At 71.9% G+C, this 26024-nt stretch carries 15 protein-coding genes; 8 read left to right on the forward strand and 7 right to left on the reverse strand.

Going from position 1 to position 26024, the window contains the following annotated elements; genetic code table 11:
* From ACIPN7_RS10195 to ACIPN7_RS10210, 4 genes are read right to left on the reverse strand one after another with little or no spacing between them, the layout of a single operon-like run.
* The gene (locus ACIPN7_RS10195; RefSeq protein ID WP_400540733.1) at positions 1-1221 is read right to left on the reverse strand and encodes a sugar ABC transporter permease; all 1221 of its coding nucleotides are present in this window, start codon (positions 1219-1221) and stop codon (positions 1-3) included.
* The gene (locus ACIPN7_RS10200; RefSeq protein WP_400540736.1) at positions 1218-2018 is read right to left on the reverse strand and encodes an ATP-binding cassette domain-containing protein; all 801 of its coding nucleotides are present in this window, start codon (positions 2016-2018) and stop codon (positions 1218-1220) included. Before ACIPN7_RS10200 ends, ACIPN7_RS10195 begins: the two co-directional genes overlap by 4 nt.
* Entirely contained in the window at positions 2015-3154 is a 1140-nt protein-coding gene (locus ACIPN7_RS10205) for a substrate-binding domain-containing protein (protein ID WP_400540739.1), read from the reverse strand. Before ACIPN7_RS10205 ends, ACIPN7_RS10200 begins: the two co-directional genes overlap by 4 nt.
* Before the next feature lie 53 nt (positions 3155-3207).
* On the reverse strand, positions 3208-4326 hold the full coding sequence (locus ACIPN7_RS10210) for an ROK family transcriptional regulator (protein WP_400540742.1): 1119 nt from the start codon (positions 4324-4326) through the stop codon (positions 3208-3210).
* Between the two features lie 350 nt (positions 4327-4676).
* Between ACIPN7_RS10210 and ACIPN7_RS10215 the strand changes: the two genes are divergently transcribed.
* The 3 genes from ACIPN7_RS10215 to ACIPN7_RS10225 all read left to right on the forward strand — a co-directional run bounded on the left by ACIPN7_RS10215 (position 4677) and on the right by ACIPN7_RS10225 (position 7861).
* Positions 4677-5966: an ABC transporter substrate-binding protein gene (locus ACIPN7_RS10215; protein WP_400540745.1), complete on the forward strand. Its 1290-nt coding sequence runs from the start codon at positions 4677-4679 to the stop codon at positions 5964-5966.
* Between the two features lie 108 nt (positions 5967-6074).
* On the forward strand, positions 6075-6977 hold the full coding sequence (locus ACIPN7_RS10220; RefSeq protein WP_400540748.1) for a carbohydrate ABC transporter permease: 903 nt from the start codon (positions 6075-6077) through the stop codon (positions 6975-6977).
* Positions 6974-7861, forward strand: a complete 888-nt coding sequence (locus tag ACIPN7_RS10225) for a carbohydrate ABC transporter permease (protein ID WP_400540751.1) — start codon at positions 6974-6976, stop codon at positions 7859-7861. Before ACIPN7_RS10220 ends, ACIPN7_RS10225 begins: the two co-directional genes overlap by 4 nt.
* A 64-nt stretch (positions 7862-7925) precedes the next feature.
* On the opposite strand, the gene nhaA is transcribed toward ACIPN7_RS10225, so the two are convergent.
* On the reverse strand, positions 7926-9827 hold the full coding sequence (gene nhaA, locus ACIPN7_RS10230) for a Na+/H+ antiporter NhaA (RefSeq protein WP_400540754.1): 1902 nt from the start codon (positions 9825-9827) through the stop codon (positions 7926-7928).
* A 191-nt stretch (positions 9828-10018) separates the two neighbouring features.
* Here nhaA and ACIPN7_RS10235 point away from each other — a divergent pair, with 191 nt between their 5' ends.
* From ACIPN7_RS10235 to ACIPN7_RS10245, 3 genes are all read left to right on the forward strand, one after another.
* Positions 10019-11020 carry a hypothetical protein gene (locus tag ACIPN7_RS10235; protein WP_400540757.1) on the forward strand — a complete coding sequence of 334 codons (1002 nt, stop codon included), beginning with the start codon at positions 10019-10021 and terminating at the stop codon, positions 11018-11020.
* Between the two features lie 134 nt (positions 11021-11154).
* On the forward strand, positions 11155-15846 hold the full coding sequence (locus tag ACIPN7_RS10240; protein WP_400540760.1) for a S8 family serine peptidase: 4692 nt from the start codon (positions 11155-11157) through the stop codon (positions 15844-15846).
* A 233-nt stretch (positions 15847-16079) separates the two neighbouring features.
* Positions 16080-17309: an amidohydrolase gene (locus tag ACIPN7_RS10245; RefSeq protein ID WP_400541967.1), complete on the forward strand. Its 1230-nt coding sequence runs from the start codon at positions 16080-16082 to the stop codon at positions 17307-17309.
* Here ACIPN7_RS10245 and ACIPN7_RS10250 read toward each other — a convergent pair.
* Positions 17299-18114: a TIGR03619 family F420-dependent LLM class oxidoreductase gene (locus tag ACIPN7_RS10250; protein ID WP_400540763.1), complete on the reverse strand. Its 816-nt coding sequence runs from the start codon at positions 18112-18114 to the stop codon at positions 17299-17301. The two genes, ACIPN7_RS10245 and ACIPN7_RS10250, sit on opposite strands and share 11 nt — an antisense overlap.
* A 72-nt stretch (positions 18115-18186) precedes the next feature.
* Here ACIPN7_RS10250 and ACIPN7_RS10255 point away from each other — a divergent pair, with 72 nt between their 5' ends.
* Positions 18187-18660, forward strand: a complete 474-nt coding sequence (locus tag ACIPN7_RS10255; RefSeq protein ID WP_400540766.1) for a hypothetical protein — start codon at positions 18187-18189, stop codon at positions 18658-18660.
* Positions 18661-18759: 99 nt separating this feature from the next.
* Positions 18760-19395 (forward strand): hypothetical protein, encoded by a 636-nt coding sequence (locus ACIPN7_RS10260; RefSeq protein WP_400540769.1) that lies wholly within the window; start codon positions 18760-18762, stop codon positions 19393-19395.
* 61 nt (positions 19396-19456) lie between these two features.
* Here the strand turns inward: ACIPN7_RS10260 and ACIPN7_RS10265 are convergent, their stop codons facing one another.
* A complete protein-coding gene (locus tag ACIPN7_RS10265) occupies positions 19457-25852 on the reverse strand; it encodes an RHS repeat-associated core domain-containing protein (protein WP_400540772.1) in 6396 nt (2131 codons plus the stop codon).
* Positions 25853-26024: the final 172 nt, after the last annotated feature.

The following is a 26024-nucleotide window of genomic DNA, read 5'->3' on the forward strand; positions in this document are numbered from 1 at the left end:
TCAGGCCTCCCGTCGCTTGCGCATCAGCATGTCGATGATGATCGCCAGCAGCAGCACCGCGCCGGTCACCATGTATCGCGCGGCCTGGTCCACGTTCATCAGCGTGAGCCCGTTGGCGATGGACTGGATCACCAGCACGCCCAGCACGGCCGACCAGGCGCTGCCGCGCCCGCCGAACAGGCTGGTGCCGCCGATCACGGCCGCGGCGATCGCCACGAGGTACGTGTCCGCTCCCCCGGTCCCCTGGTTCGCGGCCCCGAGCCGCCCCGCAGCGAGCACGCCGCCGAGCGCTGCCAGCGTCGAGCAGGCGACGAAGCACAGCACCACCGTGCGCTGCACGGGCACCCCGGCGAGCATCGCCGCCCGCCGGTCGCCGCCCACCGCGCGCACCGACCGCCCCCACCGCGTGCGGCGCAGCAGCACGTCCGTGACCACGACCAGCGCGGCGAACAGCACCACGGAGTACCCGATGCCCCGGGCGGTGCCCAGGTAGGCCACGATCGCCGACAGCACGGCGGCCAGCACCAGGGTGCGCACCACGATCTGGGGCACGCTCGCGCAGGCGAGGTCCGCCCGGCGGCGTCGGACCCGGGCCACGACCTGCACCGTCGCCGTGGTGGCGACCACGGCCACCACGAGCGCCCAGGCCACGGCGGGCGAGAGGAAGCCCTGCTGCACCGACCGGACGAACCACGACTCGAACGGCAGGTTGATCGAGCCGTACGGCCCGAGCACGCGCAGCTGCACCCCGGCGAGGAACAGCAGGCCGGCCAGGGTGAAGACGAAGCTCGGCAGCCCCAGCCGCGTGGAGAGCGCGCCGTACGCCAGCCCGACCACCACCCCGCACGCGAGCGCGGCGAGGATCGCGAGCGCCACGGGCCACCCGAGCGTCACGGAGCCGACGGCGACGACGGCCGCGGCGAGCCCGCTCACCGAGCCGACGGACAGGTCGATCTGGCCGACCAGCAGCACGAGCACGACGCCGAGCGCGATGACGCCGACGGGGGCGCTCTGCAGCGTGAGGTTGACCAGGTTCTCGGGGGCGAGGAACGCGGGGTTGACGGCGCCCATCACCAGCCAGATCACCACGAGCGCCCCGACGATGGGGAGCAGGCTGCTGCCGCCCCGCACGCGCTGCCAGACGGCGCCGGTCAGACCGCCCGTCGCGGCCAGTCCCGTGCCGGTCAGCCCGGCCCCGGTGGCGCCCTGCTGCGCGCTCATCGGCGCACCGCCCGACCGGACTCCGCGCCCGACGGTGCGCCGGAGCGGGCCCCGGGGTGCTTGGCCCCCGGCCGGACCGCGCCGGTCATGGCGGCGAGCAGGTCCTCGTAGGACGCGTCGCCGTCGAACACGTCGTGCACGCGGCCGAGCCGCAGCACGAGGATGCGGTCGGCGACGGCCTGCAGGTCGCCCGCCTGGTGGCTGACCAGCACGACGGCGTGGCCGCGCTCGCGCAGCCGGACGATGAGGTTGAGCACCTCGGCGGTCTGGCGCACGCCGAGCGACGCCGTCGGCTCGTCCAGGACGACGACGCGCGGGGAGCCGAGCAGCGCACGGGCCACGGCGACGGTCTGGCGCTGCCCGCCGGACAGGGTACGGACGGGGTCGCGCACGCTGGGCACGCTGGCGGCGAGCTGGTCGAGCAGCCGCCACGCCTCGCGCTCCATGGCCACCTCGTCGAGCAGGGGCCCGCGCCGGGTCTCGTGCCCGAGGAACAGGTTCTCCACGACGTCCAGGTCGTCCACGAGCGCGAGCTCCTGGAACACCGCGGCGATGCCGAGCGCCCGCGCGGCGGCGGGCGAGTCGAGCACCACGGGGCGCGCGTCGAGCAGCACCTGGCCGGCGTCGGGCCGGTGCGCCCCGGCGAGCACGCCCGCGAGCGTGGACTTGCCGGCCCCGTTGTCGCCGACGACGGCGAGCACCTCGTGCTCGTGCACGTCGGCGTCGACGTCCACCAGGGCGCGGACGCCGCCGAACCGCTTGGAGACGCCGCGCAGCGAGAGCACCGGGTCGCTCATCGGGTGGCCTCCCCGAGGTGCGCGGGCGCGGCGTCGGCGTCCGGGCCGATCAGGCCCGCGCGCTCGCACGCGTCCCGGTAGGCCGGCACGCAGATCTCGTCGGTGCTGTACACGTGCCCGTCGACGATCACGTGCTGGACGTCGGCGGCCGCCACGGCGCGCGGCGCCAGGAGCTGCGTGGGCACCCCCTGGGTGACCGCCGTGGTGCGGGGCTCCTCGCCGCGCAGCACGCGCACCGCGAGCTCCGCGGCGGTCTGCGCCTGCTGGTCGGTCGCCTTGTAGACCGTCATGTACTGGTCGCCCGCGATGATCCGCTGCACCGCGGCCAGCTCGCCGTCCTGCCCGGTGGTGACCGGCACGGGGTCCAGGCCCGCGGCCTTGGCCGCGGCGATCGCGCCGCCCGCTATGCCGTCGTTGGCGGCGAGCACGCCGTCGACCTGCCCGGGGAACCGGGTGAGCATGGCCTCGGTCCACTCGGTGGCCTTGTCCGGGCTCCAGTCGGGCGTGTAGTACTCGGCGAGCACGTCGATGTCCTCTCCTTCGAGGGCGCGGCGGGTACCGGCGGCGATGGCGAGCGCGTTGGGCTCGGTCGCCGATCCGTGCACCAGGAGCACCCCCGGCCGGTCCTCGGCGTCCGGTCCGGCGTCTGCGTCTGGTTCAGCTTCTGTCTCAGCGTCTCGTTCCGTGACGGCACCAGCAAGTGCCGAGCCCAGGAGGAAGCCGATGAACTCGTAGTCGTACGACACGTAGTAGTCCGCGCCGTCCACGAACCGATCGTAGGCGATCACCTGGGCTCCCAGCCGCTTGGCCTGCGCGACGATCCCGGCCGCGGCCACGGTGTCCACGGCGTCGAGCACCAGCACGTCGGCCCCCTGGGCGAGCATGGACTCCGCCTGCTGGAGCTGCGCGGCGGCGTCCTGCCCCGCGTTGGCGTACAGCACGGTGCAGCCCGGGCACCGGCGGCCCGTGACGGCGACGAACGTCGGGTGGTCGGACGCCTCGTACCGCGCCGTCTGGGCCTCGGGCAGGAGCAGCCCGATCGTCCCCTCGTGCGGCACGCCGGCGGCGCCCGCGGGCTCGGACGGCGCGCACCCGCCCAGCCCGGCCGCGAGCGCCAGGCCGGCGACGGCGGCCACGGCCGTCCGCCTCGTCCGCCACGTCCGCCACCGCTGAGTGCGTGGTCGACGGGTCATGAGCTCACCCCCAGGGAGCCGAACATCCGGGCCTGGTCGAGGGCCGCGGCAAGGGCGCCGCGGACGCCGGCGTCGGCCCCCAGCGCGGACGGGACCACCTCGACCGGGCCTCGTGAGGTGGCGACGACGCGCTGGCCGAGCGAGGTGCGCAACGGTTCGAGCAGCAGGTCCCCGGCCTCGGCGAGCTTGCCGCCGATGACCACGACGTCGGGGTCCACGAGGTTGCAGAGGTTGGCGAGGGCCACGCCGAGGTGGCGTCCGGCGTCGAACACGACCCGGCGGGAGCCGGCGTCGCCCTCGCGGGCGCGGGCGACCAGGTCGGCGAGGGTGAGGTGCCCCGCCTCGGGCGGGAGCATGGCGAGCAGGCTGGAGGCGCCCACGAGCATCTCGAGGCAGCCGCGGTTGCCGCAGCGGCACACGGGACCGTGCTCGTCGACGGACACGTGCCCGATCTCGCCGGCGACGCCGGACCGGCCGTGCACGGCGCGGCCGCCCAGCACGAGCCCGCCGCCCACGCCGTGGGAGACGCGGATGTAGGCGACCGAGTCGTGCCCGGCGCCCGCGCCGAACCGGGCCTCCGCGATCGCGGCGAGCGTCGAGTCGTTGTCGGCGGTCACGGGCACGTCGAGCTCGGCGGCGAGGATGTCGTCGACGTGCACGCCGTCCCAGCCGCGCATCATGCCGACGGTGACGACCTGGCCGGTGCGGATGTCGACGGGTGCGGGCACCCCGACGCCGACGGCGAGCAGCTCGGACGGGTCGGCGTCGACGGACTCCAGCATCTCCCGGATCAGCATCGCGGTGCGCTGCAGGCCGGCGTCGGCGCGGTGGTCGGGCGCGAGCGGCATGCGCTGCTCCGCCAGGACCCGCATGGAGGCGTCCGCGAGCGCGACGCTGAGGGACCGCATGCCGAACCGGATGCCGGCGACGACGCCAAGGTTGCGCGCGAGGGTGACCTGGAGGGCGCGGCGGCCGTTGCGCACCGACTGCGACGTGTGCAGGACGCCCGCGACGGTGAGCTCCTTGACGATGTTCGAGATCGTGGCCGGGGACAGCCCTGTGACGCCGGCCAGCTCGATCTGCGTGAGAGAGCCACGCTGCTGGACGGCGCTCACGATCCGGGCTCGGTTGGCCTCACGCAGTGAGGTCTGCGAACCCGGTGTTACCCGATCCGCGCGCACAGCGCCCAGGGTAACCGCCTTCCGGCGTGCTCCGGCCTGGAATGACGGGTTTGGATACACGAACTGAACGTTCAGGTCACGATCGAGCGACGCTTGCGTTCATTTCTTGACACCAAGGCTCAGCGGCCGTTCGATAGGACCCGGGTTCACGGGCGTACAGGCGCGCCCGGCCGGTCCACAGGTACGACGCCGTCCTGGCCGCGAGGAGAATTCACCCTCGCCAGGTACGACGACGCCGTCCCGGGTCGGTGCTCCAGCGACCGAGGAAGGTTGAGGGACCCCAGATGCGAGTGAACCGGAGGATGACCGCAACGGTGGCGACAGCCGCTGTGCTCGGTCTCACGCTGGCCGCGTGCGGCGGCGGCGGTGACGGTGGCGAAGGCAGCGGCGAGAGCGGCAGCGCCGACCAGGTCGAGGTGTTCACCTGGTGGGCTGCCGGATCCGAGAAGGCCGGCCTCGACGCCCTGGTGGGCGTGTTCAACGAGCAGCACCCCGACACCGAGTTCGTCAACGGCGCCGTCGCCGGTGGTGCGGGCTCCGCGGCGAAGGACCTGCTGCAGACCCGTCTGCAGGCGCAGGACCCGCCGGACACGTTCCAGGCCCACGCGGGCGCCGAGCTGCAGGACTACATCGACGCCGCGCAGATCGAGGACGTCTCCGACCTCTACGACGAGTTCGGCCTGACGGACGTCTTCCCGGCCGACCTGGTCGACCGGCTCTCCACGGAGGACGGCGCGATCTACTCGATCCCGTCGAACATCCACCGCGCGAACGTCGTCTGGGCCAACCCGACGGTGCTCGAGGACAACGACATCGACCCCGCGGCCGAGTACGCGGACCTCGACGCCTGGATGGCCGACCTGGAGAAGCTCGACAAGGCCGGTGTCACGCCGCTGTCGGTGGGCACCACGTGGACCCAGGTCCACCTGCTCGAGACCGTGCTGCTCGCCGACCTGGGCGCGGACGGGTACAGCGGCCTGTGGGACGGCTCGACCGACTGGGAGGGCCCCGAGGTCACGGCGGCGCTCGAGGACTTCGAGACGCTGATGAGCTACACCAACGACGACCGTGACGGTCTCGACTGGCCCGAGGCGACCCAGATGGTCATCGACGGCAGCGCGGCGTTCAACGTCATGGGCGACTGGGCCGTGGCGGCGTTCGAGGAGCAGGACAAGGTGCTCGGCACGGACTTCACGGCGGCCCCGGTCCCGGGCACCGACGGGACGTTCGACTTCCTGGCCGACTCCTTCACCCTGCCGGTCGGCGCGCCCCACCCGGACGGCGCGAAGGCGTGGCTGGAGACCGTGGGCTCGCTCGAGGGCCAGGTCGCGTTCAACAAGGCCAAGGGCTCCATCCCGGCCCGGACCGACGCGGACCCCGCCGAGTTCTCGGAGTACCAGCAGACCGCCATCGAGTCGTTCGCGAACGACACGATCGTGTCCTCGCTGGCGCACGGTGCGGCCGCCCCGGTCGCGACGCTGAACGCGATCTCGGACGCCACGAGCAAGTTCACGACCGGTGCGTCCGACCTCGCCGGCTTCCAGTCCGAGCTGGCCTCGGCCACGCAGAGCTGACACCCGGGTGCGAACAGCTCCCGTGTAACGCACACCGCCGTACGTCGCGCGCCGTCGGGGATCGATCCCGACGGCGCGCGGCTGCGCCCACTCATCCGAGGTACCTACATGCTGAACAAACTGCGGCGAGTCGGGCCACCGCTGCTCATGCTCGCCCCGTCCCTGATCCTCGTCGGCGTCTTCGTCTACGGGCTGATCGTCGCCAACTTCACGACGTCCCTGACGGACAACCACACGGCGGCCCAGGCCACCGGGCAGAAGCCGGCGGTCTTCGTGTGGTTCACCAACTACCTCGACCTGCTGGCCAGCGAGGACTTCCAGCACTCGCTGATGAACCTCGTCCTGTACACGGTCGTGTTCCTGGTCGGCACCATGATCATGGGCTTCCTGTGGGCCTGGATGCTCGAGAAGCCCATGAAGGGCGAGGGGATCTTCCGCTCGGTCTACCTCTTCCCGATGGCGGTCTCGTTCGTCGCCTCGGGTGTGGTGTGGCGCTGGTTGCTCAACTCCAACCAGGACGAGCAGGCCTCCGGCCTGAACCGGCTGTTCCAGATCGTCGGGCTCGACGCGCTGCAGAACAACTGGTGGAACAACGTCACCTTCGGCATCATCGCCATCGCCATCCCCGCGATCTGGCAGCTCTCGGGCTACGTGATGGCGCTGTTCCTCGCCGGGTTCCGCGGTATCCCCGAGGAGCTGCGCGAGGCCGCCCGGATGGACGGCGCCTCCGAGTGGAAGCTCTACCGGCACGTCCTGTTCCCGCAGCTCTCCCCCGTCGCGCTGTCCGCGCTGATCATCATCGGCCACATGTCGCTCAAGGCGTTCGACCTCATCATGTCGATCTCCAAGCCCGCGAACTACCAGACCAAGGTCCCGGCCGTCGACATGTTCGTGTTCAAGTCGAGCTTCGACTACGCGAACGCCGCCGCCGTCGGCTCGATCCTGCTGATCATCGTCGCGATCGTCATCGTGCCCTACCTGATCCGCACGAACCGTGAGGAGAAGCGATGACCGCCGAGGCCGAACAGCTCACCGCCCACCGCCCGGCGCCTGCCCCGCCGCGCGTCCACAAGGGCCGGTACTCGCTCGCGCGCACGCTCAAGTACGTGGGCCTGATCTTCTTCCTGATCGTCGTCCTGATCCCGGTGTACGTGCTGCTGGTGACCAGCTTCAAGGGCACCGGCGACGCCGACCCGAGCCGCGCCTGGGCGCTGCCCCAGATCTGGACCACGGAGAACTGGGTCGCGGCATGGACCACGCTGGCGCCCGCGATCGGGCGCACGCTGGCGATCGTCGTGCCGAGCTCGATCATCTCGGCGTTCCTCGGCTCGCTGAACGGGTTCGTGCTCTCGCGCTGGAGCTTCCGGGGTGCGGACATCGTCTTCACGGTGATCCTGTTCGGGATGTTCATCCCGTACCAGGCCGTGATGATCCCCCTGACCCAGCTCGTGCTGAACCTCGGCATACCCACGGGTGTGCCCACGCTGATCCTGCTGCACGTGGTCTACGGCATCCCGATCACCACGCTGATCTTCCGCAACTACTACTCGACGGTGCCGCACGAGCTCATCGAGGCCGGGCGCGTCGACGGCGCGGGCATGCTGCGCACCTACTGGTCGATCGTGCTGCCGATCTCGATCCCCAGCTTCGTCGTGGTGCTCATCTGGCAGTTCACGTCGGCGTGGAACGACTTCCTGTTCGCAGTGTTCTTCTCGTCGTCCCAGAACGGTCCCGTCACCGTGGCGCTGAACAACCTCGCCAACGGCGCGCTGCTGCAGAACTACGGCGTCTCCATGGCGGGTGCGCTGTTCGCGTCGCTGCCGACGCTGATCGTGTACATCATCCTCGGCAAGTACTTCGTGGGCGGCCTGATGTCGGGCTCGGTCAAGGGCTGAGCCCACCCGCCCCGGGACGTGTCAGACGTACAGGTCACTCGCGTGACCTGTACGTCTGGCACGTTCAGTCGTTCCGGGGGGCTGCGGCCGGCGGGACGGCCTGGGCCACCGGCGCCGTCGTCTCCAGCGCGTGGATCAGCGACTGCGCGTCGTACGGGCCGGTGTGCCGGCGGCCGTTGACGAAGAACGTCGGCACGGCACTGACCTCCATGGCCTCGGCGTCGAGCACGTCGTCCCGCACCCGGCCGGCGACCTCCGGGGACACCAGGTCCCGCTCGAACCGTTCGACGTCGAGCCCGAGCTCCTCCGCCCGCCGCACGATGTCCGAGGGGAGCTGGTTCTCCTGGTCGAGCAGCAGGCTGCGCTCCATGTCGAAGAACTTGTCCTGCAGGGCGGCGGCCTCCGACGCCTCGGCGGCCGCGACGGCGTTCGGGTGGTACCGGTCCAACGGGGCGTGCCGCCAGACGTACCGCAGGCGGTCGCCGAGCTCGCGGTGCACCTCCTGGATGGCGCCCGACGCCTTGGAGCAGAACCCGCACTGGAAGTCGCCGTACTCCACCAGCGTGTACGGCGCGTCGGCCGGGCCGTACACGTGGTCCCGGGCCGGGTCGACCGGGCGCAGCAGCGTGGCACCCGCCTCCTTCGACGGGTGCACCCGGTCCGAGATCTTGAAGATCACTGCGGCGAGCAGGAACGCGACCACCGACGCCGTGAGCACGCCCACCCGGGCCTCGTTCTGCACCCCGGGGTCCTCGATCGCGAGGTCCACGATGAACAGCGAGATCGTGAAGCCGATTCCGCACAGCGCGCCGCCCCCGGCGAGCCGGTCGAGCGTCAGCCCGGGCCCGAGGTCCCCGAGGCGGAACACCTTCATGACCGTGCCGGTGCCCAGCACCCCGATGAACTTGCCGACCACGAGGCCCACGATGATGCCCCACGTGATCGCGGAGCCGGCCGCCGCGGCCAGGATCTCGGCGTTGATCTGCACGCCCGCGTTCGCCAGCGCGAACAGGGGCAGGATCACGTACGCCACGTACGGGGCGTAGGCCGACTGGAGCCGTTCGTTGATCGAGATCGACTCGCGCAGGCTGTTGGCCGCGGCCCGCGCGTAGTCGCTGTTCGGCGACTGCCGGAACGTGCGCGCCAGCGTCAGCGCGTGCTCGACGTCGCGCCGGCTGGGCCGGTAGACCGGCACCAGCAGCGCGATGGCGACGCCCGCCAGCGTCGGGTGCACGCCCGAGGCCAGGAACGCGCCCCACACGACGATCGAGAGCGTGGCGTAGATGGGCCCGCGGCCGCTGGGCACGTACCGCGTGAGGTAGACGCCGACCAGGCCCACGGCGGCGATCACCAGCGGCAGCGGGTCGAAGTTCTCGGTGTAGACGAGCGCGATGATGCTCAGGGCGCCGATGTCGTCGACCACCGCGAGCGCCAGCAGGAACACTCTCAGCCGGCCGGGCGCGCGTGGCCCGATGAGGGCGAGCGCGCCGACGACGAACGCGGTGTCCGTCGAGATGACGACCCCCCAGGCGTGCTCCCAGCCGGAGCCGCGTGCGATGAGCACGTAGAGCACGGCGGGCACCACGAGCCCGGCGACGGCGGCGGCCACGGGCACCATGGCCCGGGACCAGCTCGTGAGCTCGCCGATCGCGAACTCGCGGCGCACCTCCAGGCCGACGGTGAAGAAGAAGATGGCCATGAGCGCGTCGTTGACCAGGGCGTGCAGCGTGAACTCGAGCTGGAAGTCGCCCACCCCGACGTTGAGGTGTGTCTCCCAGAACTCGTTGTACGACTCGTAGGAGACGTTCGCCCAGACGATCGCCATGACGGTCGCGAGCAGGAGCAGGAGTGCACCCAGGCGGCTCTGGCCGAGCGAGCGGATCCATACGGCGATGGAGGGCCAGCGTGGCCCGGGTTGGTGCGTCTCGGGGTCGGGCGACCGCTCGATAATGGTCAGGTTCGCCATCATTTCTCCTGTTTCTGCGGTCGCCACAGCCTGTCAGCATGAAAAGTGGTGATTCTTGTCGCTCAGATTAGTGGGCGACGCGCCACGCTCCGGGTAATTTCACCCGCGCCCAGGCCGACTTCGGGCAGGCCCGTCGAGCCCGCCCGGCCGACCATCGGCCGGGCCCGCACACCTGACCTACGCTGACCCCCATGGCCCCGGAACCCGCACACGATCTCGACAGCGACTTCGAGGCCGTCGGCATCGACGACGACACCCGGCTGGTCTACCGGTACGTGCTGGCCCAGGGCACCGTCCGGGTGGACGACGTCGCGCAGGACGTGCCGCTGGAGGGCACCGACCCCGCCGGGTTGCTCGCGCGGCTGCGCACGGCCGGGCTGATCAACCGCACGAGCGGGGGCGACGGCGAGTACACGGCGGTCGACCCACGCGTGGCGCTGCGGGCGCTCACGGACCGCACCGCCGCGCAGCTCGACCGCGTCCGGGCGACCATCCCGGACCTGGCCGGCCTGTTCGAGCAGGCGTCCGACGCCGCGGGCTCGGGCGCGGGGGTACACGTGATCGACGACCCCGCGCTGATCGGCGCCTGGTACACGCGCATGGAGCACGAGGTGACGGGCGAGTTCATGGCCTTCGACCGGCCGCCGTACGTGCTCGCGGACGAGAACCCCGTGGAGCCGCTCGCGCTGGCCCGCGGCGTCCAGTGGCGGGCCGTGTACGCGGCGGAGGTGCTGGACATCCCCGGTGCGTGGGCGGAGCTGCGCCACGCGGCGTCGGTGGGCGAGCAGGCCCGGATCGCGCGGACCCTGCCCACCAAGCTGGCCATCGCCGACCGGCGCACCGCGCTGGTCAGCACGGACCTCGACCCGCAGCACCCGGCGGCCGTGGTGGTCGAGGGCGGCCCGCTCGTGGACCTGCTGTGCGCCGCGTTCGAGGCCGTGTGGGCCGACGCGGTGGAGATCCCCGCGGCCGACAGCCTGGAGGGCACCGCTCCCCCGGACCGCGGGCCGAACAAGGACGACCGGGCACTGCTCGCGCTGCTGGGCTCGGGGGCCAAGGACGAGGCGATCGCACGCGAGCTCGGGCTGTCCGAGCGGACGCTGCGGCGGCGCAGCGCGGACCTCCTGCGCCGGCTGGGCGCGGCCAACCGCTTCCAGGCAGGGGTCCAGGCGGTCCGCAAGGGCTGGCTCTGACGACGGTCAGGCGGGGTGAAAAATGCCCTGCCGCGTGACGCCCGTGTAAAACCTTGCGGCCGGTACCGGCCAGTGGCCAGATACGGCCATTACGCCCATTGCTCGCAGAGGGTAGCGCGGACTAGACAGCCCTCATGCAACCTCTGCCCTCCGGCCGCCGCCGGGGTCTCCTTATCGGGAGCACCCTCGTCTCGGCCTCCCTGGTCCTGTCACCCGGAGCCGCCGTCGCGGCCCCGGACGCCGCACCCGACGCCGATCCGGTGCGCGTCATCATCGAGCTCGACTCCCCCACGGCCGCCGACGTCGTCGGCCAGGAGGCGGTCGCCGCCGCACGTACCGCCACGGGCGCCGGTGCCGCCCGGGCACGCAGCGCCTTCGCCGCCGACTACCGTGCCGCCGTCGACGAGGTCGAGGAGGCACAGGAGGGCGTCACGTCCTGGGCCGAGCACCAGGGCGTCGAGCTCGACAAGCCCGAGTCCGTCACCGGACTGCTGTCCGCCGTCGTCGCCACGGTCGACCCCGCGGACCTGGCCGAGCTGCGCTCCGCCCCCGGCGTCGCGCGCGTCACCGAGAGCGCCGCGGTGCGCATCCTCGGCGACGAGGCGAACATCCCCGCCACCGGCGCCCCGCAGGTCTGGGACCGCACCGACGCGGACGGCGCGTCCGTCACGGGCGAGGGCCGCACCGTGGCGATCATCGACACGGGCATCGACTACACGCTCGACGACCTCGGCGGCGGGTTCGGCCCCGGCCACCGCGTGGCCGACGGGTACGACTTCGCCAATGATGACGACGACCCGATGGACGACCACATGCACGGCACGCACGTGGCCGGCATCGTCGGCGCCGGCGGGGACAACCTGACCGGCATGGCGCCCGACGTGACGTTCACGGCGTGGAAGGCCTTGGACGCCAACGGCGGCGGCACCACCGAGGACCTGCTGCTCGCGCTGGAGGCCGCGACGGACCCGCTGGGCGACTACCCGGCCGACGTCGTGAACATGAGCCTCGGCACGCCCGGCGACGGCACCGACCCGCTGGGCCGCGCCTCGACCGCCGCCGTGCGGCAGGGCGTCGTGGTCGTGGCCGCGGCCGGCAACGCCGGGCCGTACGACCAGAGCGTCAGCTCGCCGGCCGCCGCCGAGGGCGTCATCGCCGTCGGCGCGCAGGTGACCGGCGTCGCCGACCCGACGCTCACACTGGACGGCGCCGCACCGGGCGACGACCCGCGGCCGCTGGACGTGACCCGCTTCCCGATGTCGGCCAACCCGCCGGCCGAGGGCATCACGGGCCGCCTGGTCGACGTCGGCGACGGCTTCGACGAGGAGGACTACGAGCAGGCGGGCGACGTGCGCGGCGCGATCGTCGTCATGCAGAGCATGACCACGACCTCCCTGGGCGGGGTGGAAGGCCTGCACCTGCTGCAGGCCCAGCTCGCCGAGGAGCACGGCGCGATCGGCGCCCTGCTGTACATGCCGAGCCCGACCGACCCCGCCGGCGACGGCGGCGCGGGCCCCCAGGGATCCGCGAACATCCTGGCCGGCAGCGGCTTCGACCTGCGCCGCGAGTCGCTGGTCATGATGAACATCGCCTCGGCCCAGTACCAGACCTTCAAGTCCGAGGTCGCGGCCGGCACCGTGTCGGGCACCATCGGCTCGGTCGACCAGACCGACACGATCACCGACTTCAGCTCCCGCGGCCCGAGCGACGCCATGACGCTCAAGCCCGAGATCGTGGCGCCAGGCTTCGAGATCATGTCCGACATCCCGGCCATGTACGGGGTGCCCGGCGACCAGTACCGGATGTCCGGCACCTCGATGGCCGCGCCGCACGTCGCCGGGGCGGCCGCCCTGCTGGCCCAGGCACGTCCCGAGCAGACCGCCGAGCAGCTCCGCGCGACCCTCATCGGCAGCGCACAGGAACTCGAGTCCGACGACGCCGAGGTGTCGCCGTCCGCCCAGGGCGCCGGCAAGCTCGACGTCGCCGCCGCCGTGGACCAGCGGGTCACGGCCTCGCCCGACGCCGTCTCCCTGGGGCTGGCCGACATGGGCGGCAAGCCGGCCCGGACCAGCACCGTCGTGCTGCGCAACTCCGGCACCAAGGCCGTGACGGTCAAGCTGTCGGCGAAGCCGTCCGCGACGAGCACCGGCGAGGCCGAGCTCTCCGCGCGTCAGGTCAAGATCCCGGCCGGCCGCAGCGCCTCGGTCGACCTCACGGTCACCCCGGACACCACCACCCCGGAGGCGGGCGGCACCGAGACCTCCGGCGTCCTGACCGGCGCCGTCTCGGACGGCACCACCGTGCGCATCCCGTACGCGGCGTACGTGCGGCCGCTGCAGGTGCAGTCCTCGCCGACCCTGGCGACCGGCAGCACCGACGTCTTCGTCTACGCGCCGATGACCCCCGAGGCGACGCCGACCGCCACGGCGACCGCACCGTCCGGCGAGAAGTACACCGCCGCGCTCACCGCCGTCGGCACCAGCCCCGGCTGGTACCGCGGCACCGTGCCGCTCGACGAGCCCGGCACCTACCAGCTCGACGCCCGCGCGACCGTGACCGGCCGCACCCTGACCGGCACCGGCGGCGTGCAGTCCGAGGGCGCCGACCAGCCGGGCGCGTGGGAGCAGGTCGGCCTGTCCGGCGCTGCCCGCGAGCTCGCCACCTCCCCCACCACCCCGGGGACCGGCCTGGCGATGGCCGGGTCCGGCGTGCACCCGTTCGTCACCACCGACTACGGCGTCACCTGGCAGCGGGTGCGTAGCATGCCCGTCGCCGACGGCTGGGGCATCCCCGTGGCCGACACGACCACGCCCGGCGGGTTCTACGTGGCCCTCAACGGCGCCGCCGGCAGGGTCACCCTCGATCCCAGCTACTCCGGCCGCATCGTGCACACGCCCGACGCCGGGGCCACCTGGACGGTCCTGCCCTTCCCCGACGTCGCGATCAGCGAGCTCGTCGCCCACGGTGACGCGCTGGCCGCGGTCACCGACGACGGCCTCTACCTGAGCAAGGACGGCGGGCAGCGCTGGAGCCGCGTCGCCCCGGAGTGGGGCGGGCTCGTCTACGGCGCCGCGTTCGCGGACGACGACCTGCTCATCGCCACCTACGACGGCGTCTACCGGATCGCCGACGTGCTGTCCGGCGGCCAGGAGGTCACCCAGCCCTACGTGACGACCGACTACGTCGACCGCCCGCAGGGCGTCGTGGCCGACGGGTCCACCGCGGTCCTGGTCCGCGGGGACGGCGTCTCGCTCACCTCGGCGGACGGCGGGGCCACCTGGACGGAGGGTGCCGACACCGAGCAGTCCTACGTCACCGTCACCACCCTGACGAACGGCACCGTGTACGCGTCGGGCCTGTCGTCCTTCAGCACCAGCAACGACCTGGGCAAGACCTGGCAGGTCCACCCGCTGCCCGTGCGCGGACCGCTCGCCACCGACGTCGACCACTGGCCCGGCACGCCGGACGAGCAGATCGTCATGTCGATGGAGGGCGCCGGGATCTACACGACCGACGACGGCGAGGAGTGGGTCAAGGCCGGGGTCTCCGGCTCCGACGTCTCCGGCGTGCACGCCGGCTTCGACGCCGACGGCGAGCCCGTGCTGCGCGCCGTCGACTTCGAGGGCCTGCACCAGCAGCCCCTGGCCGACCTCGGCCCCGACACGCAGGACTGGGGCTCGATCGGCCACGAGGGCATCATCGGCCGTCAGGTGTCCGAGGTGACCCAGTCGCCGCTGAGTGACCACGACGTCTGGGCGATCGGCACCAACGCGCTCGGCGAGGGCCGCATCCTCACCGCGGGGGCCGGCGGGTCCGACGCCGACCTCACGCGGGTGGGCCCGACGGGCGGGTTCAGCCCGACGGCGCTGGCCGTCTCCCCGCACGCCGAGGACACGGTGGCGGTGGGCTACACCTCGCTCGTGGACACCGGCCTCATGGTCTCGACCGACGGGTTCGAGACGTGGACCAGCTACGCCCACGAGGTGCTGGTCCAGCAGATCGTGGTCGACCCGGTCGACGAGCACCGGCTGTGGCTGGCGACGTCGTCCGGCCTGTACCGGTCGGACGACCTGGGCCGGACGATCACCCGCCTGACCAAGGACGAGGCGCGGTCCGTGTGGGTCGACCCGGCCGACACCGACCACGTGGTGGTCGGTGAGACGCCGGGCATCCGGGTCAGCACCGACGGCGGCGAGACCTTCGCCGACGCCGAGGTGCCGAACACGTCCGCCGCGGTGGGCACGTTCGTGGCCGTCGAGGTGCCGGACGGTCCGGCCGCGGGCACGGAGCTCCTGGTCGCGGGCGCCGCCCGCTGGCGCCCGTACGGCCTGGCGGCCAACGGCGCCGGCGTGCTCGTCTCGGCCGACGGCGGCGCCACGTGGGCGTCGGCGTCCAAGGACCTCACGGCGATGTCGGTGCGGTCCCTGACCGTGAGCCCGGACGGCGCCTGGGTCTACGCGGGCACCGACGAGGGCGGCGTGCACCGCACCACGGTCAGCGCGCTCGTGCCCGCCGACCTGCTGCCCGCGGCGACCACGACACAGATCAAGGCCCCGGCCTCGGTCCGCCCGCTGGAGCCGTTCCTGGTCAAGGTCACCGTCTCCACCGACGACGAGACCCCGTCGGGCCGGGTCACCGTCACGGTGGGCCGCGAGGGCGACCGGCACCCGTACGAGCGCACCGTGAAACTGCGGGGCGGGAAGGCCGACGTGCTGGTGCCGCCGCTCCTGCGGGCCGGCGACTACACGATCACGGCGGAGTACGCCGGGACCGACGAGCTCGCGGGCTCCGAGGCCACGGCGGACCTGGAGGTGAAGCGGCGCTGAGGTGAAGCGCGCTGACCGACCGGGTGGTCGGTAGAACGTCAGGTGATCGGTACCCCGGGGTGGGCCGATCACCTGACGTTCTGCCGATCACCCGTTTCCGTGGGGCTCGCCGCGCTCCACCACGGCGGCGATGGCATCGTGAGCGCATGACGACTACTCCTGCGGTGAGCGGCACGGTCCCCGACGTCGGCACGGTCCCCGACGTCGACGCGGTCCTGGCGCCGCTTCCCGGGCTGCTGCCGGGTCTGCGCGAGACCTACGTGGACCTGCACGAGCACCCGGAGCTGTCCTACCAGGAGACGCGCACGGCGGCCCTGGCCGCGGAGCAGCTCGCGGCGGCCGGGTACGTGGTGCACACGGGCATCGGCGGGACCGGCGTCGCCGGGGTGCTGACCAACGGCGACGGTCCGTGCGTGCTGCTGCGCGCCGACATGGACGCCCTGCCCGTCACGGAGGACACCGGGCTGCCGTATGCCAGCACCGTCCGCACCACGACGGCGGACGGTGTCGAGTCGGGCGTCATGCACGCGTGCGGGCACGACGTGCACGTGACCGCCCTGCTCGGCGCGGCCGACGTGCTGGCGCAGGGCCGGTCGGCGTGGTCGGGCACGCTGGTGGTCGTCTTCCAGCCCGCGGAGGAGCTCGGCACGGGCGCCCGCGCCATGGTGGACGACGGGCTGTACGACCTCGTGCCGCGCCCCGACATCGTGCTGGGCCAGCACGTGGCGCCCGTCGCGGCGGGTCTGCTCGGGGTGCACGGCGGCCCGGCCTTCGCCGGCACGGACATCCTGGGCATCCGGCTCGTCGGGCGCGGTGGGCACGGCTCGCGGCCGGAGGCCACCGTGGACCCGGTCGTGATGGCGGCCGCCACGGTGATGCGGCTGCAGACCATCGTGTCGCGTGAGGTGGCGGCCGGGGAGGCCGCCGTCGTCACCGTGGGCACGCTCCAGGCCGGCACCAAGGAGAACATCATCGCGGACGACGCCCGCCTCGGGGTGAACATCCGCTCCTTCGACGAGGCGGTGCGGGTGCGGGTCCTGGCCGCCGTCGAGCGGATCGTGCGGGCCGAGGCCGACGCCGCGGGCGCGCCGCAACCCCCGGAGATCACGCCCGGCGAGTCGTTCCCGCCGCTGGTCAACGACCCGGCGGAGACCGAGCGCACCCGTGGGGCTCTGGCCGCCCATTTCGGCGCCGAGCGCGTCATCGACCCCGGCCCCGTGTCGGGCAGCGAGGACGTCGGCATTCTCGCCACCGCCGCCGGCGTGCCGATCGTCTACTGGCTGCTCGGCGGCTGGGACCCGGCCGCGTTCTTCGCCGCGCAGCAGACGGGCACGACCGACCGGGACATCCCGTCCAACCACTCCCCCCGGTTCGCGCCGGTGCCGCACCCGACCCTGGAGACGGGCGTGACGGCGCTGGTCGTCGCGGCCCTGGACCGGCTGGACGCGCCGTTCAGCGGGTAGCCAGGGCCTCGACCAGCGCCGTCATCCGCTCCGCGGTGCCCTCGTGCTCCCCGAAGTGCACGGCGAGCTGGGCGGCCCCCGCCTCGCGGTAGGCGACGACGGCGTCGGCGACCCGCCCGACCTGTGTGCGCCCGTCCCAGCCGATCCGGAGGGCGGGCGCGACGGCGCGGTCCCCCGCCAGGCCGGCGAGCACCGCGGCCCGCTCGGCGAACGCGGCCGGACTGGCCGGCAGTCCCTGCCAGACGTCGCCGTACCGGGCCGCGCGGCGCAGCGCGGCGTCGCTGTTCCCGCCGACCATGATCGGCACGGACCCGTCGGGCACCGGCTCGAACACGCCCTGCTCGTAGGAGAAGCGCCGGCCCCGGTACGGCGCCGGCCCGCCCGCGAACAGGTGCCAGAGCAGTGCCAGGGCATCGTCGGTGACGGCGCCGCGACGGGAGTGGTCGGCGCCCACCGCGTCGAACTCGGGGACGTTCCAGCCCACCCCGACGCCCAGGATCACCCGGCCGCCGGAGAGCTCGTGCAGGGTCGCGACCTGCTTGGCGAGCACGAACGGGTCACGCAGCGGCACGACCAGCACCGACGTGCCGAACCGCAGGCGCTCGGTGACCGCGGTGAGGTGCCCGATCGTCACCAGCGGCTCGTACACGCCGCCGAACGTGGACCCGTACGGCCCGGGCGGCAGCACGTGGTCGGGCAGCCACGCCGTCGTGTACCCGAGGCCCTCCGCCGTCCGCGCCAGGTCGACCAGCGTCCGCGCCGGCATCGCCGGGGACTCGTCGGGCAGCACAACCTGCAGCTCCATGCCTGACGGAACCCGCCCACGCCCGCTCCCATTCCCTTCCCCACCGCGCGCCGACATGGTTGGCTTCGGGCCGTGGAGATCATCGTGACCAGCGTCGTCGCCGTCCTCGGAACCCTGCTCGGCTCGCTCGCGACCCACTACTTCCAACGCCGCAACCGCGCCGACGCGGAGCGCTTCGAGCGCGGCGAACGCTTGCGCCAGGAGCGGGTGAGCGCGTACACGACATTTGGCGGCGTCCTCGTGAACCTGCGCCGCGCCCACATGGACCGCTGGTTCGCGATCCACGACGAGCGCAAGAGCGTCGACCCCGAGGCGCTGCGCTACGAGACCTACCGCCTCTACACCGACGCGCAGGAGGCGCTGTTCCGCGTCCAGCTCGTCACGGAGTCCAAAGAACTGATCGACCTGGGCAAGCAGGCGATCGAGGGCGTGGACCAGATGAAGCTCAACCTCTCACCGGAGGAGTTCGCGAGCACGCGCGGCACCTCCCGCCAGGGCGTCTTCCGGTTCATGGAGGCGGCCCGCAAGCACGTCGACGTGGCGTAGAGGACACACCTTGTGCCGTTGCCGACCCGCGGCTGCTTGCTGTGCGGATCCTTGCCCGGCTTGGTGACCCGCAGATCTCTGACGTGGGAGAGTGGTTCGATGATCGATCCGCGGAGCATTGATCTCTCCGAATTTCTGGTCACCTGGTACGGGGCACCCAGCAGGGACGAAAGACCACTACCTGCTTCATGCGACTGGCTGCCGGAGCCGCTCAAGAAATGGCACACGCTAGCTGCACGGTGGGACCTGCAACTCACCAGCACGACGGCGATGATCTCGCCCGAGAATGTCCACGTGGCCGACGACGGGATGGCCACATTCATGGTTGACGCGACCGGGGACTGGCGCTGGTGCGTCGACCCGGCCGAGCCAGACCTGGTCTTCGATGCCGAGCGCTACGAACCATGGGAAAGAAGCTCAGAGACACTTTCTGAGCTACTGGTCCATAACACGGTGAGAGAAGTGGTGTACGGCGCCCCCGCCGGTAAACGGGCGGTCGCAGCGTCTGATGAAATCCTGTCAGAGGTTCTCGCCACGATGGACGAGATCTCCTTCGGCCCCTGGAGATGGCCGGCGTCCGGCTTCCGGACGTTCATGGGCAGCATGATGATCGCCGAGGCGGTCGAGACCAACTCCTCCTCCGGGTGGGACGTGGACGTGGTCGCGCCCACCCTCGGCAGGTTGTCCCACCTCGACCGACTGGCTGGGGCGCACTGGCGTACACGAGGGCGGTAACCGCCCTGGTCTGGTGCGAGTGGTTGGGGGGCGATGTACGGTCCCCAACCACCCGCACCGGTCAGTTCGCGTTACCGATGTATGGGGTCGATCGGAATATCCCACCTGCAGCATCCTTGAACACCACTGTCAGGGAAGTACCAGCAGGCAGCATGTCCTCCAGAGTCCCGTCGCATGCACCGCAGACCTGCCGGGCGGTACCCACATCTCGGAAATGCACATACAGAGTCGCATTTTGCATTCCGGGATTCTGTCGCATCAGCGCGGCAGCTTGCGCCTCGAGGTGGTGGCCGAACCCCGCCCTCGTCCCAGGCGCGGGACTTCCGGCAACGCTTGGGTGGACGTTTCTTGCCCCAGAAGAAAGCGGGTCTGCGAACCAACCCTGCTCTGCCGAACGTAGAGCACCTGTCGCGCCCCCTGGTCGGTCGAAATGGTTGCCCGCCCGCTCAGCGGCCGCGAGCCCAGCCTTGTCGCAGTTGTGGACGAGAACCGGCGTGGCACCAACGAGCACGTAGAAGGTGTGGTCGCGGTCCACCGTGACGTTGTGTGCCACCGCACGTTTGTGGTGGACATCGACAGCGGCAACCTGGACCCAGGTGCCTGCGCTGGTCTTGAGCCAGTCACCAGATTCGAGGTCGATCGCCTTGACCCAGGTGTTCTCCTCGGGGTTCCAGAACGGATGACCGTCGGTCGCGACGACCTTCTGGTTGTCACCGTCGTTGTCACGGACCGTCACCGTGACCAGTGTCTTCATTCCGGCGCCGGTGATACTGGCCGTCACGAGCCGTGGGCCTGTGCGGTCACCCGTCTTCTCGTCGGCAGCCAAGACCTCGTCGCCAGGCTCGATGTCCTCGATCCGCTTTCGGCTCCCGTCGGCCATGAGTACGCCAGTGCCCGGCACGAAGCTGTTGCAGGTGTCCCCCTTGCCCGTCGTGTCAGCCTTCTTCTTGGCCGCCTGCGCGCGCGCCTTCGCCTTGGCCTCCGCCGCGAGCTGTTTGACCTTCGCGTCAGCCGCAGCCTTCGCCTTGGCCGCCTTCGCCGCCGCCTCCCGGGCCGCCTTCGCGGCAGCGGCCTTGGCCGCCTCGGCAGCCTGTTTCGCCTTCTTGGCGCCAGAAAGAATCTTCTGCGCCCACTTCAGCTCGCTGGAGAAGGTCATCACGGCCTTGCCGGCCTTGTAGATGGCCTCGCCGATCTTCGCCGCCTTGAAGATCTTGCCCCAGGGCAGCGCGCCGACCACGAGCATCACGCACGCGCCGAGGTCGCCGTCCAGGCAGTCCATCAGGTCGGTGATGCCCAGGAACTCCATGAGGATCTGCCCGCCGGCCTCCAGGATGACGTCGAGCATCGACTTGCCCTGAAGCTGCTGCGCCTTGGCCACGTCCTCGGCGCTCGGTCCCTCGACCTCCGCGCCGGGGTCGTTCGGGTTGGACGTGGTGTCCGCGCCGGTCGGGCTCTCGGTGGTGCCGCCGCCCGTCGGCCCCTCGATCTCCCGCTCACCGGTCGGGTCCGTGAACACCATCGGGTTGTTGCCTGCGTACGCGTACGGCGAGGAGCCGATCGGCTGCGCCCCCGCCGGGTCCATGGACGAGAACCGCCCCGTCCCCGGGTCGTAGTTCCGCGCCCGCATCGCGTAGTTGCCCTCGCCCGTGGTCGGGTCGAGATAGGCCCCCGCGAACCGCATCGGGTTCTTGATCGTGTCCCCGGGCTGGGCGTCCGCCAGCGGCCCGACGCCGGTCAGCGTCGCACCGTCACCCGAGGCACCGTCACCCGAACCATCGCCGTCCGCTGCCCCGGCCGCGTCCTCGCCGGCAGCACCTCCGGCCGCCTCGGCGACGGCCCCCGCCAGTGTCGCCCCCTGCCGCGGGTTGCCGAACGGGTCGTAGTCGTACCCCTCCTCGACCTGCCCGTCGGCCGAGAGCATGTTCGCCACGCCGCCCAGCCAGTCGTGCGTGTAGACGTGCGCCCCGCCCTGCGTCTCCAGCAGCGCGAGCGGCTCGTCCGTGGGCCCGTACGCGAACGCCTGCCGGCCCTGGACCACGCCGTTCACGTCCGTCAGGGTGTCGACGGCGATGTTCTCCAGCGACCCGTTGACGTCCCACGACCAGTGCCGCGTCTTCGCGCCCGCGCCCACCCCCGTGATCGCGTCCAGCCGCATGCGCGTCGCGTCGTAGGTGTAGTTCGTCCGCACCCCGCCCACGGTCGCCCGGGCCAGCGTGCTGTCCAGGTTGTACTCGAGCCGGTCGTCGCCGGCGCGTGTCTGGTTGCCCAGGAGGTCGTAGCCGTACTCCTTGCGCTCGACCTTCGGCTGGCCGCCGTCCGTGCCGAACGTGACCTCGCGCAGCAGCTGGCTCGCGTGGTCGTAGGTGTACCGCGTCAGGTCGTCGCCCGCCGAGCCGGTCCGCTTCTGCTCGGTCCGGTTGCCCAGCAGGTCGTACTCGTACGAGATCCGGCCGGCGGCCTTGCTCTTCGGGCCGCACTCGTGCGCCGCGTAGCAGGCGTCCGTCACGCGGTTCGCGTCGTCGTACGCGTAGGCGACCCCCTCGGTCACGCCGCCGCGCGTGGTCATGACCTTCGACGGGTTGCCCACCTCGTCGAGGGTCAGGTCGAACGCGGACACCGGGTCCTGCACGCCGTCCACCGGGTCCCCGGTGCGCTCCGTGCCGATCGAGGTGAGCCGGCCCGCGTCGTCGTACGCCCGTTCCTCCGTCAGGCCCGTGGCCGCCGGGAGCGTGGTCGCCGTCCGGCGTCCGGCGACGTCGTACGCGTACTCCCAGCGTGCGCTGCTCGCGCCCGCCGAGCCGCCGGCCGCCGTGGTGGAGGCGAGCCGCGAGTCGTCGTCGTACGTCGAGGTGATCTTCGTGCCGTCGGGGTAGGTGCGGTCCGTGATGTTGCCGCGCTGGTCGTAGCCGTAGGTGAAGGTCTCGGTGGCCTGGTTCGCCTCCTCGCGGACCACCTTGGTGATCTGGTCCTCGTCGTCGTACGTGACCGTGCGCACGCCCAGCGGGTCGCCGTACGACGTCGTCCGGTCCTTCGCGTCGTACCCGTACGTGTACCCGGGCCCGCCCGAGCCGACCTGCTGGCTGGTCAGCCGGCTGCGCAGGTCGTACTCCGAGGTGATGGTCCGCTCGGCCCGCTCGGCCTCGCTCAGGTCGTCCAGGTCCTCGCGCCGGTCGGTCGTGATGCTGGAGACGGCGTTCGACTCGGCGTCGTACCCGACGTGCGTGGTCCGGCCCAGCGGGTCGGTGGTGGCCTCGGGGCGCCCCGCCTCGTCGTAGGTGACGTGCGTGCGCCCGCCCTGCGGGTCGCGCACGCCGACCACGCGGCCGTCGTCGTCGTACGCGAGCACGGTCGCGAACGCCTGCGAGAAGAGCGGCAGCCTCGGCGCGTCCGGCTGGCGCACGTGGCTCACCTGGTCGTCGTCGCGGTAGGCCACGTAGGTGGTCCCGCCGCGCGCGTCCGTCACCTCGGTCGGGCGGCTGTTCTCGTCGTACGTGGTCGACGTCGTGTTGCCGAGCGGGTCGATCTCGCGCACGCGGTTGCCCGCCAGGTCGTACTCGTAGCGGGTGGTGAAGCGCGCCTTGTCGGCGCCCTCGACGTTGCCACGCGGCTCCGTCACGGACGCGAGCAGGCCGTCGTCGGTGTACGCGTACGTCGTGACGCCGCCGACCGGCGAGATCTCCTTGATCTTGTTGCCCGCCGCGTCGTACTCGGTGCGGGTCGTCTTGTCGCCGGCGTCGGTGCGCTTGGTCTGCCGGCCGTTCTTGTCGTACCCCATCGTGGTGGTACGACCCTTGGTGTCCGTCACGGAGCTCACCTGGCCGGTGTTGCTCCGCTCGAAGCTGGAGGTCTTGTTCAGCTCGTTGATCGACGCCGTCGTCCGGTCCAGGGCGTCGACCTTGATGTCGCGGTCCACGTGCTCGCCGCCCGGGTACGGCATGCGCATCCGGACCGGGTTGTCGTTGGCGTCGTAGAAGTACTCCGTGGTGAAGTCGGCCCGGTTCGCCCCGGGCACGTTGCCGCGTGGCGAGGTCACCGTCTTGACCAGGCCCTTCGCGTCGTACGTGTACGACGTCGTCAGGTCGTCGCCCCGCATCCGCACGCCCTCGGACTTGCGCCGGCCGGCCGCCGTGTACTCGAACACGAGCACCCGGCCGCCCGCCTCGACCTTCGACTGGAGACCGTTGTCGAGATAGCCGTAGCTGCTGACCACGCCCTCGGGCGAGATCTCCTGGGAGAGCCGGCCCACGTCGTCGTACACCGACCGCCAGCCGCGGGTCTTGCCCGGCTCCTCGACCTCGACCACCCGGTCCTGCTCGTCGTAGCGGGTCTCGGTCGTGTAGCGCCGCCGGTCGCGCGGGTCCGCGGTGCCGCGCGGGTCGGTCTGCGCCACCTGGCGCCCGGTCTTGTCGTAGAAGTACTCGCTGCGCCGCCCCTCCGGCGACACGACGGCGGACAGCAGCCCCGCGTTCTCCTCGCCGGCCGGCAGGTACTCGTAGCGCGTGACCTTGTCCCGCTGGTCCGTCGTGGACGTGCGCAGGCCCCGGTCGTCGTACTCGTGGTTGATGTCGTTGCCCTCGGCGTCGACGCTGCGCACCAGCTCGTCGAACTCGTTGTACGTGTTCTTCCAGACGTTCCCGTTCGCGTCGGTGAACTCGATCGGGTTGTTCCGGTCGTCGTACTTCGTCTTCTCCTCGAAGCCCTGCGGTGCCACGGCCTGCGTGGGGTTGCCCTGCGCGTCGAACCGGACCACGTGCTGGTACTGGTTGCCGTTGACCACGAGGTTGCGGTCCAGCCGCGCGTTGTACCGGTGGTTGTCGGCGTCGCCGGTGCTGCGCTGGCTGTAGAGCAGCACGTTGCCGCGGTAGCCGTCGTACACGGAGACGTCGTCGGCGTCGGTGCTGCGCGCCTCCTGCTTGTCCGCGTCCCACGCGAACGTCATCTCGGCGCCCACGCCGTCGCGCTGGGCGACGACACGCCCGCCGGTGCCGTACTCGTTGTGCACCGCGACCACGTCGTGCGGGTCCACCACCTCGGCCAGGCGGCCCTCGGCGTCGTACCGGTACTCCCAGACGTTCCCCCGGGCGTCCTTGACCTTCGAGAGCAGGCCGTCGGCGTACTCGAACCGCACCTGACGGCGGTCGGGCAGCACCATCTTCTCGATCAGCCCGTCGGCCAGGTGCGCGACGGCGGTGCGTCCGGACGCGTCGGTGATCCGGACCTCGTCCCGGTCCACGTCGTGGCCCCTGTCGTCGACGCCGTGGTCGTCGACCTCGACGTAGGCCAGGCGCACTCCGTCGTCGCGGGGGCTGAGCACGGCCGAGAGCCGGCCCGCCGCGCCGAAGCGGTAGCGCACCTGCCCGGGAGTGACCAGCTCCCAGCCGTCGCCGTCCTTCCGGAGGTTCGAGCGCACGCCCGGCGGGCGCGTGTACCCGTCGCCGTCCGGGGTGTAGAGCGCCTCGGCGCCGTCCTCGGCGCGCACGATGACGCCGTCGTCCGTGGGCGTGACGCGCATGTCGTACGACCACGCCCAGCCCACGCCGAACGGCCCCTGGCGGTTGTTCGCCGAGGAGTAGGTGCGGGCGCTGCCGAACGAGATGCCGAACGACGCCATCTGCAGGTCGCGCTCGACCCGCACGAACGCGCCGGTGCCCGTGTTGACCCCGACGCCGCGCTTCGCCTGCCCGACGGCGGTCGGGGCCAGCGCGTTCTCGCACCCGCAGCCGGCCGCCTGGTCGTCGGGGATGGCCGGCGGCAGGATCGTGGCCCGCGGCCGGGAGTCGCCCGACGGGTCCGAGACCACCTCGTCGCCGCCGGGCAGCACGGCCGCGACCGTGACGAAGTAGTTCTTGTCCTCGTCGAGCTCCCAGCCGTCCTCCGTACCGAAGCTGCGGCAGAACTCCGCGCCGCCGCAGAACCGCGGACCCTCCAGCTCCGCGCGGCTCAGCCGCACCGACTCCTGCTCGGTCTGGTCGTCCCCCTCGTACAGGCGCACGACGGCGGCGGTCCAGTCGGGGTCCACGTCGCCGCTGTCGAAGTACAGGACCAGCGAGGTGTCGCCGAGCAGGAAGCCCGGCCGCAGGTCGATCCCGGCGAAACCCGCCGCGGCGACGTTCGGGCGCGCGCCCGTGGCAGTGCTCATGGCGGTGCGGGCCGTGAGCGTACGCCACGCCGTGGCCGTCACCTCGGCGGGCTCGCCGTCGGCTCGCACGGCCTCCGGCACCACGGGCGGACGTTCGTCCTCGGCGTAGGCGGTGGACCGCCGCACCCCGTCCGGCATCGCCCGGTCCGCCGGGCCCTGCCCCGCCGTGGCGGCCTGCGGCACCGAGGCCGCCTCGGCCTGCTGCTGCGGTGCCACGGCGATCAGCAGCGACGCGGAGAAACCCACGGCTACGGCGAGCGCCAGCCAGCGCCGCAGCAGCCAGGTGCTCGCAAGGTGGTGCGCACGTGCCTCGGACATCGCCAACCCCCGTGTTGGTGTTTCCTGAGGAGCCGGGCCGCTGGGCAGCAACCCGACATCGAGTGTGAACACGCTGAACATTTCCTACAACTGGTTTATCCGGCTTTTCGCTTTCATATACATATAGTCAGGGTGAAAAGCGCTGGTCAGAGGACTATTCGCGCCCCGAAAA

The organism is Promicromonospora sp. NPDC090134, assembly GCF_044746965.1.
GTDB lineage: Bacteria > Actinomycetota > Actinomycetes > Actinomycetales > Cellulomonadaceae > Promicromonospora.

What these genes read in the sequence shown, in the direction of transcription:
- ACIPN7_RS10240 (WP_400540760.1), top strand. Translation starts at nt 11,155, where the DNA reads ATGCAACCTCTGCCCTCCGGCCGCCGCCGGGGTCTCCTTATCGGGAGC.
- nhaA (WP_400540754.1), bottom strand. Translation starts at nt 9,827, where the DNA reads ATGGCGAACCTGACCATTATCGAGCGGTCGCCCGACCCCGAGACGCAC.
- ACIPN7_RS10260 (WP_400540769.1), top strand. Translation starts at nt 18,760, where the DNA reads ATGATCGATCCGCGGAGCATTGATCTCTCCGAATTTCTGGTCACCTGG.
- ACIPN7_RS10265 (WP_400540772.1), bottom strand. Translation starts at nt 25,852, where the DNA reads ATGTCCGAGGCACGTGCGCACCACCTTGCGAGCACCTGGCTGCTGCGG.
- ACIPN7_RS10235 (WP_400540757.1), top strand. Translation starts at nt 10,019, where the DNA reads ATGGCCCCGGAACCCGCACACGATCTCGACAGCGACTTCGAGGCCGTC.
- ACIPN7_RS10200 (WP_400540736.1), bottom strand. Translation starts at nt 2,018, where the DNA reads ATGAGCGACCCGGTGCTCTCGCTGCGCGGCGTCTCCAAGCGGTTCGGC.
- ACIPN7_RS10195 (WP_400540733.1), bottom strand. Translation starts at nt 1,221, where the DNA reads ATGAGCGCGCAGCAGGGCGCCACCGGGGCCGGGCTGACCGGCACGGGA.
- ACIPN7_RS10215 (WP_400540745.1), top strand. Translation starts at nt 4,677, where the DNA reads ATGCGAGTGAACCGGAGGATGACCGCAACGGTGGCGACAGCCGCTGTG.
- ACIPN7_RS10250 (WP_400540763.1), bottom strand. Translation starts at nt 18,114, where the DNA reads ATGGAGCTGCAGGTTGTGCTGCCCGACGAGTCCCCGGCGATGCCGGCG.
- ACIPN7_RS10225 (WP_400540751.1), top strand. Translation starts at nt 6,974, where the DNA reads ATGACCGCCGAGGCCGAACAGCTCACCGCCCACCGCCCGGCGCCTGCC.
- ACIPN7_RS10220 (WP_400540748.1), top strand. Translation starts at nt 6,075, where the DNA reads ATGCTGAACAAACTGCGGCGAGTCGGGCCACCGCTGCTCATGCTCGCC.